Annotated in this window: 19 protein-coding genes; 5 read left to right on the top strand and 14 right to left on the bottom strand. The window is 65.0% G+C overall.

Annotated features, from left to right (window positions below; genetic code table 11):
* Window positions 1–6: 6 nt before the first annotated feature.
* From argF to J2X38_RS08900, 4 genes are all read right to left on the bottom strand, one after another.
* Window positions 7–933, bottom strand: a complete 927-nt coding sequence (gene argF / locus J2X38_RS08915) for an ornithine carbamoyltransferase (RefSeq protein ID WP_058538224.1) — start codon at window positions 931–933, stop codon at window positions 7–9.
* Between the two features lie 28 nt (window positions 934–961).
* On the bottom strand, window positions 962–2,149 hold the full coding sequence (locus J2X38_RS08910) for an aspartate aminotransferase family protein (protein WP_310253297.1): 1,188 nt from the start codon (window positions 2,147–2,149) through the stop codon (window positions 962–964).
* A 148-nt stretch (window positions 2,150–2,297) separates the two neighbouring features.
* The gene (locus tag J2X38_RS08905; protein WP_310253295.1) at window positions 2,298–3,284 is read right to left on the bottom strand and encodes an LLM class flavin-dependent oxidoreductase; all 987 of its coding nucleotides are present in this window, start codon (window positions 3,282–3,284) and stop codon (window positions 2,298–2,300) included.
* Between the two features lie 67 nt (window positions 3,285–3,351).
* The gene (locus J2X38_RS08900; protein WP_310253293.1) at window positions 3,352–3,813 is read right to left on the bottom strand and encodes an Lrp/AsnC family transcriptional regulator; all 462 of its coding nucleotides are present in this window, start codon (window positions 3,811–3,813) and stop codon (window positions 3,352–3,354) included.
* Window positions 3,814–3,877: 64 nt separating this feature from the next.
* Between J2X38_RS08900 and J2X38_RS08895 the strand changes: the two genes are divergently transcribed.
* Both J2X38_RS08895 and J2X38_RS08890 read left to right on the top strand, forming a co-directional pair.
* Window positions 3,878–4,468, top strand: a complete 591-nt coding sequence (locus J2X38_RS08895; RefSeq protein ID WP_058538020.1) for a LysE family translocator — start codon at window positions 3,878–3,880, stop codon at window positions 4,466–4,468.
* A gap of 63 nt (window positions 4,469–4,531) precedes the next feature.
* Window positions 4,532–5,548: an aldo/keto reductase gene (locus J2X38_RS08890; protein WP_310253291.1), complete on the top strand. Its 1,017-nt coding sequence runs from the start codon at window positions 4,532–4,534 to the stop codon at window positions 5,546–5,548.
* Here the strand turns inward: J2X38_RS08890 and J2X38_RS08885 are convergent.
* A complete protein-coding gene (locus J2X38_RS08885) occupies window positions 5,533–6,102 on the bottom strand; it encodes a hypothetical protein (RefSeq protein ID WP_058538022.1) in 570 nt (189 codons plus the stop codon). The genes J2X38_RS08890 and J2X38_RS08885 overlap by 16 nt on opposite strands.
* Before the next feature lie 47 nt (window positions 6,103–6,149).
* On the opposite strand from J2X38_RS08885, the gene J2X38_RS08880 reads away from it, so the two are divergent.
* Together J2X38_RS08880 and J2X38_RS08875 are read left to right on the top strand one after the other, a co-directional pair.
* Window positions 6,150–6,617: a DUF411 domain-containing protein gene (locus J2X38_RS08880; RefSeq protein ID WP_310253289.1), complete on the top strand. Its 468-nt coding sequence runs from the start codon at window positions 6,150–6,152 to the stop codon at window positions 6,615–6,617.
* A 15-nt stretch (window positions 6,618–6,632) separates the two neighbouring features.
* Window positions 6,633–7,208 (top strand): winged helix DNA-binding protein, encoded by a 576-nt coding sequence (locus J2X38_RS08875; RefSeq protein ID WP_310253286.1) that lies wholly within the window; start codon window positions 6,633–6,635, stop codon window positions 7,206–7,208.
* Window positions 7,209–7,213: 5 nt separating this feature from the next.
* Here the strand turns inward: J2X38_RS08875 and J2X38_RS08870 are convergent, their stop codons facing one another.
* Together J2X38_RS08870 and J2X38_RS08865 are read right to left on the bottom strand one after the other, a co-directional pair.
* Window positions 7,214–8,086 (bottom strand): dienelactone hydrolase family protein, encoded by an 873-nt coding sequence (locus tag J2X38_RS08870; RefSeq protein ID WP_058538025.1) that lies wholly within the window; start codon window positions 8,084–8,086, stop codon window positions 7,214–7,216.
* Window positions 8,087–8,364: 278 nt separating this feature from the next.
* Window positions 8,365–9,054, bottom strand: coding sequence for an HAD family phosphatase (locus J2X38_RS08865; RefSeq protein ID WP_310253283.1), 690 nt, complete (start codon window positions 9,052–9,054; stop codon window positions 8,365–8,367).
* Window positions 9,055–9,093: 39 nt separating this feature from the next.
* Here J2X38_RS08865 and J2X38_RS08860 point away from each other — a divergent pair, with 39 nt between their 5' ends.
* Window positions 9,094–9,282, top strand: coding sequence for a hypothetical protein (locus J2X38_RS08860; RefSeq protein WP_058538027.1), 189 nt, complete (start codon window positions 9,094–9,096; stop codon window positions 9,280–9,282).
* A gap of 12 nt (window positions 9,283–9,294) precedes the next feature.
* Here the strand turns inward: J2X38_RS08860 and glmS are convergent, their stop codons facing one another.
* The 7 genes from glmS to glmU are packed head-to-tail and all read right to left on the bottom strand — an operon-like array spanning window position 9,295 to window position 14,612.
* Window positions 9,295–11,118, bottom strand: coding sequence for a glutamine--fructose-6-phosphate transaminase (isomerizing) (gene glmS, locus J2X38_RS08855; protein ID WP_310253281.1), 1,824 nt, complete (start codon window positions 11,116–11,118; stop codon window positions 9,295–9,297).
* A 15-nt stretch (window positions 11,119–11,133) separates the two neighbouring features.
* Entirely contained in the window at window positions 11,134–11,511 is a 378-nt protein-coding gene (locus J2X38_RS08850) for a type II toxin-antitoxin system VapC family toxin (protein WP_136174773.1), read from the bottom strand.
* On the bottom strand, window positions 11,508–11,912 hold the full coding sequence (locus tag J2X38_RS08845; RefSeq protein WP_310253276.1) for a ribbon-helix-helix domain-containing protein: 405 nt from the start codon (window positions 11,910–11,912) through the stop codon (window positions 11,508–11,510). Before J2X38_RS08845 ends, J2X38_RS08850 begins: the two co-directional genes overlap by 4 nt.
* Before the next feature lie 31 nt (window positions 11,913–11,943).
* The gene (locus J2X38_RS08840; RefSeq protein ID WP_310253274.1) at window positions 11,944–12,405 is read right to left on the bottom strand and encodes a GNAT family N-acetyltransferase; all 462 of its coding nucleotides are present in this window, start codon (window positions 12,403–12,405) and stop codon (window positions 11,944–11,946) included.
* On the bottom strand, window positions 12,402–12,716 hold the full coding sequence (locus J2X38_RS08835; protein ID WP_310253272.1) for a hypothetical protein: 315 nt from the start codon (window positions 12,714–12,716) through the stop codon (window positions 12,402–12,404). The genes J2X38_RS08840 and J2X38_RS08835 overlap by 4 nt, the downstream gene beginning before the upstream one ends.
* Window positions 12,713–13,252, bottom strand: coding sequence for a GNAT family N-acetyltransferase (locus tag J2X38_RS08830; RefSeq protein WP_310253270.1), 540 nt, complete (start codon window positions 13,250–13,252; stop codon window positions 12,713–12,715). The genes J2X38_RS08835 and J2X38_RS08830 overlap by 4 nt, the downstream gene beginning before the upstream one ends.
* Window positions 13,253–13,256: 4 nt before the next feature.
* Complete coding sequence (gene glmU, locus J2X38_RS08825) at window positions 13,257–14,612, bottom strand: bifunctional UDP-N-acetylglucosamine diphosphorylase/glucosamine-1-phosphate N-acetyltransferase GlmU (RefSeq protein WP_310253268.1); 1,356 nt, start codon at window positions 14,610–14,612, stop codon at window positions 13,257–13,259.
* Between the last annotated feature and the right edge of the window lie 18 nt (window positions 14,613–14,630).

Here is a 14,630-nt window from a genome sequence, read left to right as displayed (position 1 = left end):
TCGAACTCACAATTTTTCGAGCGCCCAGAGCAGGATCGACTTCTGCGCATGGACGCGATTTTCGGCTTCGTCCCAGACGCGCGACTGCGGGCCGTCGATCACCGCATCGACGACCTCGTCGCCGCGATGCGCGGGAAGGCAGTGGAGGAAGATCGCGTCGTCCTTCGCACCCGTCATCAGCCGTTCGTCGACCTGATAGGGCGCCATCGCGGCGATCTTGTTGTGCGCGTGATCCTGCCCCATCGACACCCAGGTGTCGGTGACGACCAGATCGGCGCCCGCCACCGCCTCGCGCGCGTCGCGCACGATGTCGATACGCGAACCCTTGGCGCGCGCGGCTTCGACAAAGTCCGGATCGGGATCATAGCCCTGCGGAACGCCGGCGCGGACGTGGAAACCGAACAGTCCCGCCGCCTCGATCAGCGAGGAGAGGACATTGTTGCCGTCGCCAAGCCATGCGAGTTCGAGCCCCGGCAACGCCTTGCCGCTTTCGACGACCGTCAGCAGGTCGGCGACGATCTGGCACGGATGCGACAGGTCGGTCAGGCCGTTGATCACCGGCACGCTCGCATATTCGGCAAGCTCTTCGACTTTCGCATGATCGTCGGTGCGGATCATGATCGCGTCGGCATAGCGCGACAGTACGCGCGCGGTGTCGGCGATCGTCTCGCCGCGCCCGAGCTGCGTTACGCCCGCGTCCATGATCATCGGCGTGCCGCCGAGCTGGCGGATCGCGATGTCGAACGAGGCGCGGGTGCGCGTCGAATTCTTCTCGAACACCATCGCGAGCACATGATCCGCGAGCGGCGCATCGGCATCGACCTTGCCCTTTGGCCAGCCGGCGCGCGCCGCTTTGCGGTCGATCGCGTCGGCGAGCATCGCGGCGACCGCGTCCCCGCCCGCGTCGGACAGGTTCAGGAAGTGCCGCATTATGCCCTCCGTTCTACAGGAACGGAAAACATCAGGACTCGGGCGGCGTGTAGCTCGCCGCGCCCGCTGACAGTTTCTCGATGAATTCGGCGATATGGCTGTCGTCGATGTTGAGTGGCGGCAGCACGCGGACGACATTCTCGCCCGCCGCAACGGTCAGCAGCCCGTGATTGTCGCGCAGGTGCGCCACGAACGCGCGGCTGTCCGAGCTGAGTTTCAGCCCGAGCATCAGGCCGACGCCGCGGACGCTGTCGAACAGCTGGTCGTGGTTGGGGATGAGCTGCTCGAGCGCCCCGCGCAGACGTTCGCCGGTCGCCTTGACCTGATCGAGAAAGCCCTCCTCGAGCACGACGTCGAGCACCGCTTGCCCCGCCGCGCAAGCGAGCGGGTTGCCGCCGTAGGTCGAACCGTGGGTGCCGATCACCATACCGCGCGCGGCTTTTTCGGTCGCGAGACAGGCGCCCATCGGGAAGCCGCCGCCGATGCCCTTGGCGGTCGCCATGATATCGGGCGTCACGCCGAAATGTTCATAGGCATAAAGATGGCCGGTGCGCGCGACGCCGCACTGGACTTCGTCGAACACGAGCATCAGATCGCGCTTGTCGCAGATGTCGCGCAGCGCCTGCAGGAAGGGCTGCGACGCCGGGCGGATGCCGCCCTCGCCCTGGATCGGCTCGACGAGGAAGCCCGCGGTGTTGTCGTCGACCAGATCGAGCGCGGCGTTGATGTCGTCGAACGGCGCATAGGCGAAGCCCGGCAGCAGCGGATCGAAACCCTTGCGCAGCTTTTCCTGATTGGTCGCCGAGATCGTGCCGAGCGTGCGGCCGTGGAAGGCGTTGTTGAAGGTGATCAGATTATGCTTTTCGGCGTTCCCCGCGCTCGAATGATAGGCGCGCGCAGTCTTGATCGCACATTCGACCGCCTCGGCGCCCGAATTGGTCAGGAAGACCGTGTCGGCGAAGGTGTTCTCGACGAGGCGCGCGGCATAGGCTTCGCCCTGCGGGCTACCGTAGAGGTTCGACACATGCATCAGCGTCGCGGCCTGATCCTGAATTGCCTTCGTCAGATGCGGGTGGCCATGACCGAGCAGGTTGACCGCGATGCCGCTCGCGAAGTCGAGATAGCGCTCGCCTCGCTCGCCGATCAGATAGGCGCCCTCGCCGCGAACCGGACGCACACCGCAGCGGGGGTATACGGGCATCAGCGGCGTGATCGTCATGGCAGGCACCTTTCAGTCAAAAGTAAAAAGGCGACCCTTCTGCGGGCCGCCCTTGGTCGGGCCGCTCCTATACTGCCGCAGTCCGAGGCACGTCAACATTGGGGGTCGCACTTGCTCCTCCCTGTCGCGCAGCGATGGGGAGGATCTATCAGAGCGACTTGCCCGCCTCCATCGTCAGCGCGAGCGAATGTTTGCGCGCATCATGGTCGTACATCGACGACGCGATGATCACCTCGTAGACGCCGGTGCGCGCGACGAAAGTTTTCAGCCCTGCCGCGATATCGTCGGCGGTGCCGACCGCCGAACATTGCAGCACATGATCGAGGATCGCGCGCGCATTCGGCGGCAGGCTGTCCTTATAGCCCTCCAATGGCGGCTGCATCTTGCCCGGATTGCCGGTGCGCAGCGCAACGAACGCCTGCTGCTGCGACGAGGCGAGCAGTTCGGCTTCCTCGCGCGTATCGGCTGCGAAGGCGTTGAACGCCGCGGCGGCGTAAGGTTCGGCGAGCTGTGCGGAAGGCTTGAACTGGCGGCGATAGATGTCGAGCGCCTCGTCGAGCGCGTCGGGCGCGAAATGGCTGGCGAAGGCATAGGGAAGCCCGAGCATCGCCGCGAGCTGCGCGCCGAAGGTGCTGGATCCGAGGATCCACAGCGGGATATGTGTGCCCGCACCCGGAACCGCGGTGATACCCAGTTGCTCGTCACCGGCGAGGAAAGCCTGCAATTCCAGCACATCCTGCGGGAACTGGCGCTCGTCGCTGGCGAGCGTCCGGCGCAGGGCGCGCGCGACGCGCTGATCCGATCCCGGCGCGCGCCCCAGACCCAGGTCGATCCGGCCGGGGAACAAGGCTTCGAGCGTCCCGAACTGCTCGGCGATCACCATCGGGGCATGGTTGGGTAGCATGATGCCCGCCGAACCAATGCGAATGCTGTGGGTCGCGTGCCCGATATGCGCGAGCACGACCGAAGTCGCGGCGCTCGCGATCCCCGTCATGCCATGATGCTCGGCGACCCAATAGCGTCCGTACCCGAGCGCCTCGGCGTGGCGGGCGAGATCGGCGGCGTTGGCGAGCGATTGGGCAATCGTGCCGGCGTCGGTCACGGGCACGAGGTCGAGGAAAGAGAGTTTCGTCATGAAACCGATATGCGGTCGCGGGCACCGCGGTTCAAGCTCACCGCTTCGCGGGCATGGCGAAGAAAAACTATGCCCGCTCGTCCTTTGGCGAGTCCATCAGCACATAGGTGGTGATCGAGTGCACCTGCGGCAGCACGCCCAGCACCTCGGTGTGGAAATGCTTGTACGCCGCCAGATCCTCGGTCTCGACGCGCAGCAGATATTCGATCGTGCCGGTGATGTTGTGGCATTCGCGGACTTCGGGCGCGCCCGCCATCGCCGCCTCGAAATCGACCTGCGACTTTTTCGTGTGCGACGACAGGCCTACGGTCACATAGGCAAGGAAGGTCAATCCAAGCTTCGCCGGGTCGATCACCGCGCGATAGCCTTTGATCACCCCGCTGCGTTCAAGCTCCTGCACGCGGCGCAGGCAGGCCGACGGCGAAAGCCCGACGCGCTCGGCGAGCTCGAGGTTCGAGATTCGCCCGTCACGCGACAGTTCATGCAATATCCTGCGGCCAATGGCGTCGATCTTGATCATAGATTGCATAATCTAGCTCGCAGCGGGCCACCTTTGCAATCCATCGCGCATCAAAACGCATTATGTTGCGCGCATGAACCAGACCACTCTCCTCGCGCTCTCCGCCTTCGCGCTCGTCTCGTCGATCACGCCGGGGCCGAACAATATGATGCTGATGGCGTCGGGCGCCAATTTTGGGCTACGCCGGACGGTGCCGCACGCGCTGGGGGTGGGCATCGGCTTCACGCTGATGATCATACTGGTCGGGGTCGGGCTGATGGGTCTGTTCGACCTGTTCCCGATACTGGGCACGGTGCTGAAGGTGGTGAGCGTCGCCTATCTGCTCTGGCTCGCATGGAAGATCGCCAACGCCGCCGCGCCCGACACCGAAAGCGGCGCGCGCGGCAAGCCGATGACCTTCGTGCAGGCGATGCTGTTCCAGTGGGTGAACCCCAAGGCCTGGTCGATGGCGCTGACTGCGATCGCGCTTTACGCCCCCGACCGCAATCTCGGCGCGGTGCTGCTCGTCGCGGTCGTGTTCGGGATCATCAACCTGCCCTCGACCAGCCTGTGGGCGGTGATGGGCCAGGTGATGCGCAGCTGGCTGTCGAGCCCGGCGCGGCTCAAGGCGTTCAACTGGACGATGGCGGCGTTGCTCGTCGGATCGCTCGCGCTGCTGATCTGATTGCAAGGTTGCATCCCGCAACCTATGGACGGCGCTCCCCTCTTCTGACCGGAGAACAAGAGCATGCAGAGTCGTCGCCTCGGCAAGAGCGCCATCCATGTGTCCGACATCTGCATGGGGACGATGACCTTCGGCAGCCAGGCCGACGAGGCCGAGGCGTTCCGCGTGCTCGATCGCTGCTTCGACGCGGGGATCAACTTCTACGACACGGCCGAAGGCTATCCGGTGCCCCCCGACGTCAAATGGGTCGGGCGGACCGAGGAGATCGTCGGGCGCTGGTTGAAGACCAAGCCGCGCGACGCGATCATTCTGGCGACCAAGGTTTCAGGGCCGAGCCATGTGTGGTTCCAGTCGCCATGCCGCAGCGGGATGACCGCGCTCGACCGCAAGAATATCATGCAGGCGGTCGACGACAGCCTGACGCGGCTCCAGACCGACTATATCGACCTCTACCAGACGCACTGGCCCGACCATGACGCGCCCTATGACGAGATGATGGACGCGCTCGACGAACTCGTTCGCGCCGGCAAGGTCCGCATCCTCGGCTGTTCGAACGAGACGAGCTGGGGGCTGATGAAATCGCTCGCGGCGTCGGATCGGCTCGGCGGCGCGCGTTACCACACGATCCAGAATAATTTCAGCCTCAACAACCGCCGCTTCGAGGACGAGCTGGCGCAAGTGTGCCGGCAGGAAGGCGTCAGCCTGATCCCTTACTCGCCGCTCGCGGGCGGGGTTCTGTCAGGCAAATATCAGGGTGGCGCGACGCCCGAGGGCGCGCGTTTCTCGCGCTATCTGAAGATGGAGGGCCGACAGGCTGCGATGGGTCGCCGCTTCGTCAACGACAAGAGCCTTGCTGCGACCGAGCGCTATCTGAAGATTGCGGAAGAAGCCGGGCTGCACCCGGTGACGATGGCGACCGCCTGGTCGAAGCAGCACGACTTCGTCGCCTCGACGATCGTCGGGGTCAGCGCTTATGATCAGGTCGATCGGATCCTCGACGCGATGGAACTGGTGCTAGGCGACGATGTGATGAAGGCGCTGTACAAGGTCAGCAAGGACATCCTCTACCCGATGGGCTGAACGGACGGCCATTCGAGGATCAGCGCCCCGCCGACGGGCAGCGCGCGCCATGCCTTCGAAAGCCGCTCGAACGTCTCGAATATTTGCGGCCGCGCGGTATCGATCCGCGCGCGCTCCTCGGGACTGAGGCCCGCCCGCGTCCGATCCGCCTCGCCGAGCGCCGCGCGCTGCGCCGCGCTGTCGGGGCGCAATTGGCTCCGCCACGCGACATCGAACAGGAACGCCGCGATTTCGGACAGCTCGCCATCGCGCCCCTGCCCCTCGATCAACTTCCTTCCCTTCGCCGCCTGCTTGCGCGCCGCACGGCGATGCTCGCGGGCGTCGCCGCCCTCGGGGCCGCCGATGTGGAAGGATCCGGCGTTGCCCCCTGCGGCAATCTGGCCGAACACGCCGGCCTTGAGTCCCAGCGCCGCCTCGACGACGAAATGCACCATGTCGTGTGGCAGGTCGGGATCGAAACCCGGCGCCGGGTCCATCACCAGCACCGGCGCACCGGCACGCTCGATGCGCATGCTGTAACGGCGCTCGCCCGACCGGATGAAATGGACTTTCATGGGGTCAGCCTATAGGTTCGCGGCAACCTCTTCAAAAAGGATTTGCGATGATACCTGCCCGCCGCGCGTTTTTTGCCCTCGCCGCTTTCTCCGCCGTGATCGGCACCGCGCACGCCGCGAACCCGACGATGTTTCGCGACGCGGGCTGCGGCTGCTGCCTCAAATGGCTCGATCAGGTGAAAGCCTCGTTCGGGCAGAAGGCGGTCGTGGTGAATTCGCCCGACATGAATTCGGTCAAGGACAAGCAGGGCGTGCCGCAGGCGCTGCGCAGCTGCCATACCGTGCTCGTCGGCGGCTATGTGATCGAAGGCCATGTGCCCGCGAAGGAAATCAGCCGGTTGCTCCGTGAGAAGCCGAAAGGCGTGAAAGGCCTCGCGGTCGCGGGCATGCCGACGGGATCGCCCGGCATGGAGCATGGCGACCACCGCGAAGCCTATAAGGTCATGACCTTCGGCCCCGGCGGCCAGCGCGTCTATGCGAGCTATGCCGCGAGCGGCGGCGCGCACGCGCACTGAGGCGCCGGCGGATCGATGCTGTTCCGCGCCGTCCTTCTCGAACGCATCAGGACCGGCGAGGTGACGCTTGCCTTTCGGCGCTGGCGGCGCCCGACGGTCAAGGCCGGCGGGCGGCTGCGTACCGCGATCGGCGAGCTGGCGATCGAAAGCGTGACGCCCTGTGCGTCCGCCGCGATTACCGAAGCCGATGCACGCTCTGCCGGTTTCGCGTCGTGCGCCGAATTGCTGGCCGAGCTCGACGCGCGACCCGACGGCGACATCTATCGCATCGCCTTCCGTTTCGATCGGCCCGATCCGCGCATCGCGCTTCGCGAGGTCGGCGATCTTTCGGCGGACGAGGCGGCGTCGCTCGCGCAGCGGCTCGACCGGTTCGACCGGGGGGCCAGCCCGTGGACGCGGCCGGTCCTGCACCATATCGCCGCGCACGAAGGACAAGCGGCAGCCGACATCGCAAAGTCGCTCCGTGTCGAAAAGATGTGGCTCAAGCAGAATATCCGCAAGCTCAAGGAGCTTGGCCTGACCGAAAGTCTCGAGACCGGATATCGGCTGTCGCCGCGCGGCAGGGCGCTGCTCGACACCCTGCCCCGCTAGCGGCGTCAGGCGAGCTCGGCTTTGAACAACGCCAGCATCCGCGCCCACGCCTTTTCGGCCGCCGCTTCATTGTAGGCGCGGCCGTCGGGCGGGCACCAGCCGTGCATCGCGCCTTCGTAAACCTCGACCTCGTGCCACTGCTTGCGAGGTTCGAGAACGGCCTTGAGCAGTATCTTCTCGTTCGGCGTTTCCTTGTCGTCGTTATCGGCGATCGCGAACAGGTAACCGGCGTTGGTTTTCGGAATCAGCAGGTGCGGGCTGTCGGGCTTGTCGGTGCCGACCCCGCCGCCATGGAAGCTGCCCGCCGCGCCGACGCGATCGGGCTTCAGCGCCGCGGTATAGATCGTCATCGCCCCGCCCATGCAGTAACCGGTCGTGCCGATCTTGCGCTTGGTATCGACCTCCTTCTGCGCATCGAGGAAAGCCAGATGCGCCTTGGCATCGGTCTCGACGATCGGGCGCGTCAGCAGCTTCAGGTAACCGAACAATTTTTCGCGGATCGCCGGATCGTTGAAATCGCTCGTCGCGGTCACGACGGGCGACTTCTGCCAGCGGTAGAAGGGATTGACGCAGAGCACCGCATAACCCTCGCCCGCCAGCCGGTCAGCCATCTGGCGGAAGGCGGGACGCAGCCCGCGAATGTCGGGCCAGATGAGCACGCCGGGATGCTTGCCGCTCGCGGGCGCGACGAAATAGGCGTCGCAGGTGCCATCGGCGGTCTTGATCTCGACATCGCGGCCCTTCACCGGCTTGCCCGCGATCGCACGCGCGGGCAGCGCCGCGATCAGCGCACCGGCACTAGCAAGCGCGGCAAAACTACGCCGCCCGACGGGCAATCCCGCGCGGTCGAGATCGGCTTCGGTGTTTTCGGTGCACATATCTCTCTCCTCGAAAGGCGTTTTGAAAAATCGCGGAAAACTGCGTAACTTCACTCGCGATTGCATATTTCCTCCCGCGATCGGGATCGAACCGGGCGCGAAGCTAATCCAGCGATCCAAAGTAGGACAGAGATTTTTGCAGCTTCAATCCTCCCTGCGGCGAAGCCATGGGGAGGGGGACCATCCAAAGGATGGTGGAGGGGCAGCGACGTCGCGCCATTGGCCCCTCCGTCAGCGCTTTGCGCTGCCACCTCCCCATGGCTTCGCCGCAGGGAGGATCATTTGAGGTTGAGCGTCAGCGCTGCAACCTCGTCGAACGTCAGCGCCACATGATGCACGCCAACCTCTTGCAGCATCGCGCCATGGCCCGCGCGGTCGACGATATGCCCCGCGCCGCAAAAGCCGACGACGGTCATCCCCGCCGCAATCGCCGCCTGCGCGCCGGTCGGCGAATCCTCGATCGCAAGGCACGCGGCCGGATCGACGCCCAGCCCCTTCGCGGCGGCGAGATAGATGTCGGGATGTGGCTTGCCGCGGTCCCAGCCGTCGGCGCTGTAGACATGTTCGCCGAAATGATGGCCGAGCCCGAACAGGCCGAGCGCCCAGCCGATATATTCGGCGCGGCTCGACGAGGCGATCGCGCGCGGCAGGGAACCCACGCTGCCGAGGAAATCCGCGACGCCCGGGACGGCATCGAACCCTTCCATATAACGCGCCCGTGCCCGCGCGCGGTGCGTCTCACGAAAGTCGACCGGCAGCGGACGCCCGTAACGCGCGACGATGCGCCGCTCGGTTTCCTGCCAGTTGTGGCCATAATAGTCGCGCAGGCATTCGTCATAGGTCGCGGGCATGCCGGCGGCGGTCAGGCTCTCCGCCAGCGACAGGTTGGCGCGCACCTCGCTGTCGGCGACGACGCCGTCGAAATCGAAGATGATCGCGGCGGGAGGAGTCGATCTGATATTCTTCATATTTCCCGCCTAGAGCATCGGGGATCAGGAGACACCCCAATGAAATTCATTTCGCTCAAGTCGCGCGGCGGCAATTACCTCGTCGTCGCCGAAAATGTCGCCTGGCTCCGCGACTATGAAAACGGCCAGACGCAGGTCGGCATGGTCGGCGGCGCGCCCTTGCTCGTCGCCGGCAAGATCGACGAAATCGCCGCGTCGATTCTCGAGCAGGCTAATGCGGCGGAGTGATGGGCGGGCGCCCTACTCCACTGTAACCGACTTGGCCAGATTGCGCGGCTGATCGACATCGGTCCCCTTCGCCACGGCGACATGATAGGCCAGCAACTGCACCGGCACCGCATAGACGAGCGGCGCGATCAGCGGGTGGACCTTGGGCATTTCGATCGTCGCCATGCAGCCGTCGCCGGCTTCGGCGAGGCCTTCGGCGTCCGAAATCAGCACGACTTTGCCGCCGCGCGCCATGACTTCCTGCATGTTGCTGACGGTCTTTTCGAACAGCGGGCCCGACGGGGCGAGGACGATCACCGGCACCGCCTCGTCGATCAGTGCGATCGGCCCGTGCTTCATCTCGCCCGAGGCGTAACCCTCCGCGTGGATGTACGAAATTTCCTTGAGCTTGAGCGCGCCTTCGAGCGCGAGCGGATAGTCGGGGCCGCGGCCGAGGTAGAGGACGTCGCGCGCGGGAGCGACGAGGTGCGCCATCTTCGAGATTTCCTCGTCGTGGGCGAGCGCCGCGTTCAAGGCGGCGGGCGCCTCGATCAGATGCTTGACGATCTCGCGCTCTTCAGCGGCGCTGAGCTTGCCCTTCTTGAGCGCGAGGTGCGCGGCGAGCGCGGCGAGCACCGCGAGCTGGCAGGTGAACGCCTTGGTCGAGGCGACGCCGATTTCGGGCCCCGCGTGGGTTGGAAGCAGCAGATCGGCCTCGCGCGCCATGCTGCTCGTCGGCACGTTGACGACGACCGCAATCGTCTGCCCGTTCGCTTTGCAGTGACGGAGCGCCGCGAGCGTGTCGGCGGTCTCGCCCGACTGCGAGATGAAGAGCGCGAGCCCGCCGGGCTGGAGCACCGGATCGCGGTAGCGGAATTCGGAGGCGACATCGATGTCGACGGGGACGCGTGCGAAGGTCTCGAACCAATATTTCGCGACCATGCCGGCGTAAAAGCTGGTCCCGCACGCGACGATGGTGATGCGCTCGACCTTGGACAAGTCGAAGTCCATCTGCGGCAGCGCGACAGTCTGTTCGAGCGGGCGGATGTAGGAGGAGAGCGTCTGCGCGACCACCGTCGGCTGCTCGAAAATCTCCTTCTGCATGAAGTGGCGGTAGTTGCCCTTCTCGACCGCCGCGGCGGTGACCCCCGAGGTGGTGATTTCGCGCGTCACCGGGTTGTTTGCGGCGTCGAAGATCTGCGCGCCGTCGCGGGTGATGACGACCCAGTCGCCTTCGTCGAGATAGGCGATCTTTTGCGTCAGCGGCGCGAGCGCGAGCGCGTCCGAGCCGAGATAGGTTTCGCCCTCGCCGTAACCGACGACGAGCGGCGAGCCGAGGCGTGCGCCGATGAGCAGATCGGGATGCTGGCGGAAGGCGATCGCGAGCGCGAAGGCGCCGCGGAGCTGTGGGAGCACCGCTTTCACCGCGTCCTGCGGCGACAGGCCGGCTTCGATCTGTTCGCTGACGAGATGCGCAACAACCTCGGTATCGGTCTCGCTTTCGAACTTGCGGCCGCGCGCCTGCAAGGCTTCGCGCAGCGGCTTGAAATTCTCGATGATCCCGTTGTGGACGAGCGCGACTTCGCCCGTCGCGTGCGGGTGCGCGTTGCTCGTGGTCGGCGCGCCGTGCGTCGCCCAGCGCGTGTGCGCGATGCCGACGGTGCCCGGCGCGGGATTGCCGGCGAGTTCCTTGACGAGATTGCCGAGCTTGCCCTCAGCGCGGCGGCGGATCAGCTGGCCGCCCTCGACCGTGCACACGCCCGCCGAGTCATAGCCGCGATATTCCATGCGCTTCAGCCCGTCGACCAGGCGGTCCGCCACCTGGGCCGTGCCGATGATTCCGATAATTCCGCACATGGGTAATTGCTTTCGTTAGAGCGTATAAGGAACGCGAATGCCCGGCATGTTGGCCGGAAAATCCTTGGTATTTCGTGTCACCAGCACCCGGCCGCGCGACTGCGCTGTCGCCAGAATGATGGCGTCGGGCGATTTCAGCCGCGGCCGATCGCGGCGAAGGTTGGCGGCGCGCCCTGCGATCTCTTCATCGACCTCGTCGACGCCGAAACCCGAAAGCAGCGTCTCGGCCCGGCGCAGCCCTTCGCCCTCGCCCTTCGACATCACCTCGATCCACACCATCCGGCTTACCCAGAGGCGGTCGCGCTGAAGCGCACGCTCGATCTCGCGGCGGGCTTGGGGAAAACCGCGCAGCGCGTCGATCAATATATTGCTGTCGAAAGTAAAGCCGCTCACGTTCGGCCTTGCTTCTTCTTTTTCTTCGGCTTGGCATCTGCCGCTTCGAGAGTGCCCAACGCGACACCGTTTTCGGCCGCCCATGCCTTGTGAATTTCATGCTCGCGGTCATCGTCTTCGTCGAACAGGTCAGGAAATTCGGCGCGAACCTCCGCATAGTCGGCATCCCAAGGCCGCGTCCACGACGCGCGTTCGCGCCGCTGCCATTCGACGGCATCGCCTATATCGGTGCGATCTTTCCACGCTCCGAATCCGACATCGAGCCAGTCTTTTGGCGTTTCGGCCCTATAGGCCGCCACCGCCTCGCGGAGAACCGATGCGCGCGACTTCCCCTGCTCGGCCGCGAGCTGGTCGAGCCATTTGATGTCGTCGTCAGGCAGATCGGCAAGGATGCGGGTCATTGATATACTGATATCATATCATGATATCATGTCAACCGATCGACTTGCGATAGACGAGAAAACCCGATTTTTCGGCAATCCGATCATAGAGTATCATCGCCGCGTCGTTCGTTTCGTGCGTCAGCCAATAGACACGCGGCAGCGAACGCTCCTTTGCCGCGTCATAGACGCCCTCGATCAGCGCACGGCCAATGCCCTTTCCGCGCGCTTCGGCGGTGGTGAAAAGGTCCTGCAGATAAAGCGACGGCAGCAACGACGTCGTGCTGCGATGCAGGAGATAATGGGTGAGGCCGAGAAGCGCGCCGTCCTGTTCGGCGACAAGCGCGAACATCGGCTCATAGGGATCGAAGAAGCGCTCCCACGTCGCCGCGGTGATCTCCGGCGCCAGCGCCGTATCGCCGCTACGGCCGTAGAATGCGTTGTAGCCGTCCCATAAAGGCAGCCAGCGATCATAGTCGGCGCGCGCCGCCGGACGGACGATCGGGCCGCTCATGCCCGCCCGAAATTCCGGTCGACGAAGATCATCGCGAACTGCACCGGATCGGGCGCCTCGCCATTGCCCGCGGCGAAGCGTGCCTTGCCGTCGGTCCAGATTTTCAGGATCTGCGCCTTCAGCTCGGGTCCGAACTTCATCTGCTGCTCGACGATCTGTTCCCAGCTGCCCGTCACACCGAAGCTCTGTTCGAGCTGCGGCACCATCGCCTTGCAATAAGTCTCGGTCGCGGCGTCGAGATGGCCGATCGCCTTCAGCACCCAGGCGTCGACAAAGCGCAGGAAGGGCTTGTCGGTATAGCGGTCACTCATTGCGTCTTCTCCATCATCCATTCGTCCCGCAGCAGGCCGTAGATCAGCGAATCGCGCACGCCGATATGCGTCTCCCACTCGCCGCGCAGCCGGCCTTCGCGCTGGAACCCCAGCCGTTCGAGCAGCCCGATCGAGCCGGGGTTTTCGGGGTCGGTGTCGGCAAAGATCCGGCGCAGCCCCATCTCGCCGAAGCCATGGTCGATCACCCGCGTCACCGCTTCGCGCGCGATACCGCTGCCCCAACGGTCACGGCGCAGGATATAGCCGATCTCTTTCACGTCGGGCTTGCCGTCGATCAGGATCACCCAGCCGAGCGCGGCATCATCGCCCGCGGTGATCGCCCAGCACAGATAGCCCTGCCCTTCGCTGGCATTGCCTTTGACATAGGCCTCGGTCTCGGCGGGCGATATATGCGGCCCGCTCGACCACCAGGTCATCACCTCGGGATCGGACAGCACCGGAAACAGCGCGGCGGCATCGTCGTCGCGCAGCTGGCGCAGCACGAGGCGCGCGGTCGTCAGCGTCGGTGCAGACATCGGGCTATTTCTTTTCCGCCGCTTTTTTCTTGCGCATCGCGTCGTGGAAGCGATCGGCCCAGCCGGGCTTGACCAGCTGCTCGGCGCGAACGAGGCGGAGTTCGCCGTCGGCGACGTCGAGCGTCACCGCGCTGCCCGCGGCGACGATCGCGTCGCGGCCGATCCTGACCGGCGCAATCAGTGCGCTGTTCGATCCGATGAAGGCATTCTCGCCGATCTCGGTCTTATATTTGAAATAGCCGTCATAGTTGCAGGTGATCGTGCCCGCGCCGATGTTCGCGCCGGCCCCCACGGTGACGTCGCCGAGGTAGGTCAGATGGTTCGCTTTCGCGCCCTTGCCGAGCACCGCTTTCTTGGTTTCGACGAAATTGCCGATCTTCGCCTTCTCGCCGAGGATGGTGCCGGGGCGCAGCCGCGCGAACGGGCCGACCTCGCAGCCGGTGCCGACGATGGCGCCTTCGATATGGCAGTTCGCGCGGATCTTCACATTGTCTGCGATCTTCGCGCCGGGGCCGAAGAAGACATTGGGTTCGATCGTCACGTCGCGGCCAAGCTCGGTATCCCACGCGAACCAGACGGTGTCGGGGGCGATCAGCGTAACGCCGTTGGCCATCGCGTCGCGACGGCGAAGCGCCTGCCAGTCGGCCTCCATCGAGGCGAGTTCACCGCGGCTGTTGATGCCGGCGACATCATAGGGGTCAGTCTTAATCACGACGCAGCGCCGCTTGTCGGCAATCGCAAGGTTGACGATATCGACAAGATAATATTCGCCCGCCGCATTCTCGTTGGTGACCCGGGCAAGCAATGCGAACAGATCCTTTGCGCGCACCGCCATCAGGCCGCTGTTGCAGACGCGAAAGTCGCGTTCGACCTGCGTCGCGTCCTTATATTCGACCATCTTGGTGATGGTGCCATCGTCCCAGCTGATGACCCGGCCATATTGCAATCCGTCCCACGGCTCGAAACCGAGCACGACGACCGCGGGCGCATCTTCCGCGTTCAGCCGGTCGATCATCGCCTGCATCGTCGCCGCGGGAACGAAGGGCACATCGCCGTAGAGGATCAGCACATCGCCGTCGAAACCCGCGAGCGCGGCTTCGGCCTGCTGAACCGCATGCCCTGTGCCGAGCTGCGGATCCTGCACCGCGAGGTCGGCGCTGCCCGCAAGCGCGGCTTCGAGCTGGTCGGCCTTGTCGCCGACGATCACGACCTTCTTCGCGGGGCTGAGTTCGTCGACGCTCGCCATCAGGTGCAGCAGCATCGGCCGGCCGGCGATCGGGTGCAGAACCTTGTGCAAGTCGGACTTCATGCGGGTGCCCTTGCCCGCGGCAAGGACGATAGCGGCGATTTTATTGCTCATGCGCGCTGCCATGCCAGC

Source organism: Sphingopyxis sp. BE235, assembly GCF_031457175.1.
Lineage (GTDB): Bacteria > Pseudomonadota > Alphaproteobacteria > Sphingomonadales > Sphingomonadaceae > Sphingopyxis.
Note: the sequence above shows the minus strand (reverse complement) of the source record. Positions and strands in the feature narration are given on the sequence as shown.

Coding starts and splice junctions, on each gene's coding strand:
- J2X38_RS08870 (WP_058538025.1), bottom strand. CDS start 8,086: ATGTGCACCGAAAACACCGAAGCCGATCTCGACCGCGCGGGATTGCCC.
- J2X38_RS08905 (WP_310253295.1), bottom strand. CDS start 3,284: ATGACGAAACTCTCTTTCCTCGACCTCGTGCCCGTGACCGACGCCGGC.
- J2X38_RS08860 (WP_058538027.1), top strand. CDS start 9,094: ATGAAATTCATTTCGCTCAAGTCGCGCGGCGGCAATTACCTCGTCGTC.
- J2X38_RS08890 (WP_310253291.1), top strand. CDS start 4,532: ATGCAGAGTCGTCGCCTCGGCAAGAGCGCCATCCATGTGTCCGACATC.
- J2X38_RS08885 (WP_058538022.1), bottom strand. CDS start 6,102: ATGAAAGTCCATTTCATCCGGTCGGGCGAGCGCCGTTACAGCATGCGC.
- J2X38_RS08895 (WP_058538020.1), top strand. CDS start 3,878: ATGAACCAGACCACTCTCCTCGCGCTCTCCGCCTTCGCGCTCGTCTCG.
- J2X38_RS08880 (WP_310253289.1), top strand. CDS start 6,150: ATGATACCTGCCCGCCGCGCGTTTTTTGCCCTCGCCGCTTTCTCCGCC.
- J2X38_RS08830 (WP_310253270.1), bottom strand. CDS start 13,252: ATGTCTGCACCGACGCTGACGACCGCGCGCCTCGTGCTGCGCCAGCTG.
- J2X38_RS08845 (WP_310253276.1), bottom strand. CDS start 11,912: ATGACCCGCATCCTTGCCGATCTGCCTGACGACGACATCAAATGGCTC.
- J2X38_RS08835 (WP_310253272.1), bottom strand. CDS start 12,716: ATGAGTGACCGCTATACCGACAAGCCCTTCCTGCGCTTTGTCGACGCC.
- J2X38_RS08840 (WP_310253274.1), bottom strand. CDS start 12,405: ATGAGCGGCCCGATCGTCCGTCCGGCGGCGCGCGCCGACTATGATCGC.
- J2X38_RS08865 (WP_310253283.1), bottom strand. CDS start 9,054: ATGAAGAATATCAGATCGACTCCTCCCGCCGCGATCATCTTCGATTTC.
- J2X38_RS08910 (WP_310253297.1), bottom strand. CDS start 2,149: ATGACGATCACGCCGCTGATGCCCGTATACCCCCGCTGCGGTGTGCGT.
- J2X38_RS08875 (WP_310253286.1), top strand. CDS start 6,633: ATGCTGTTCCGCGCCGTCCTTCTCGAACGCATCAGGACCGGCGAGGTG.
- glmS (WP_310253281.1), bottom strand. CDS start 11,118: ATGTGCGGAATTATCGGAATCATCGGCACGGCCCAGGTGGCGGACCGC.
- glmU (WP_310253268.1), bottom strand. CDS start 14,612: ATGAGCAATAAAATCGCCGCTATCGTCCTTGCCGCGGGCAAGGGCACC.
- J2X38_RS08900 (WP_310253293.1), bottom strand. CDS start 3,813: ATGCAATCTATGATCAAGATCGACGCCATTGGCCGCAGGATATTGCAT.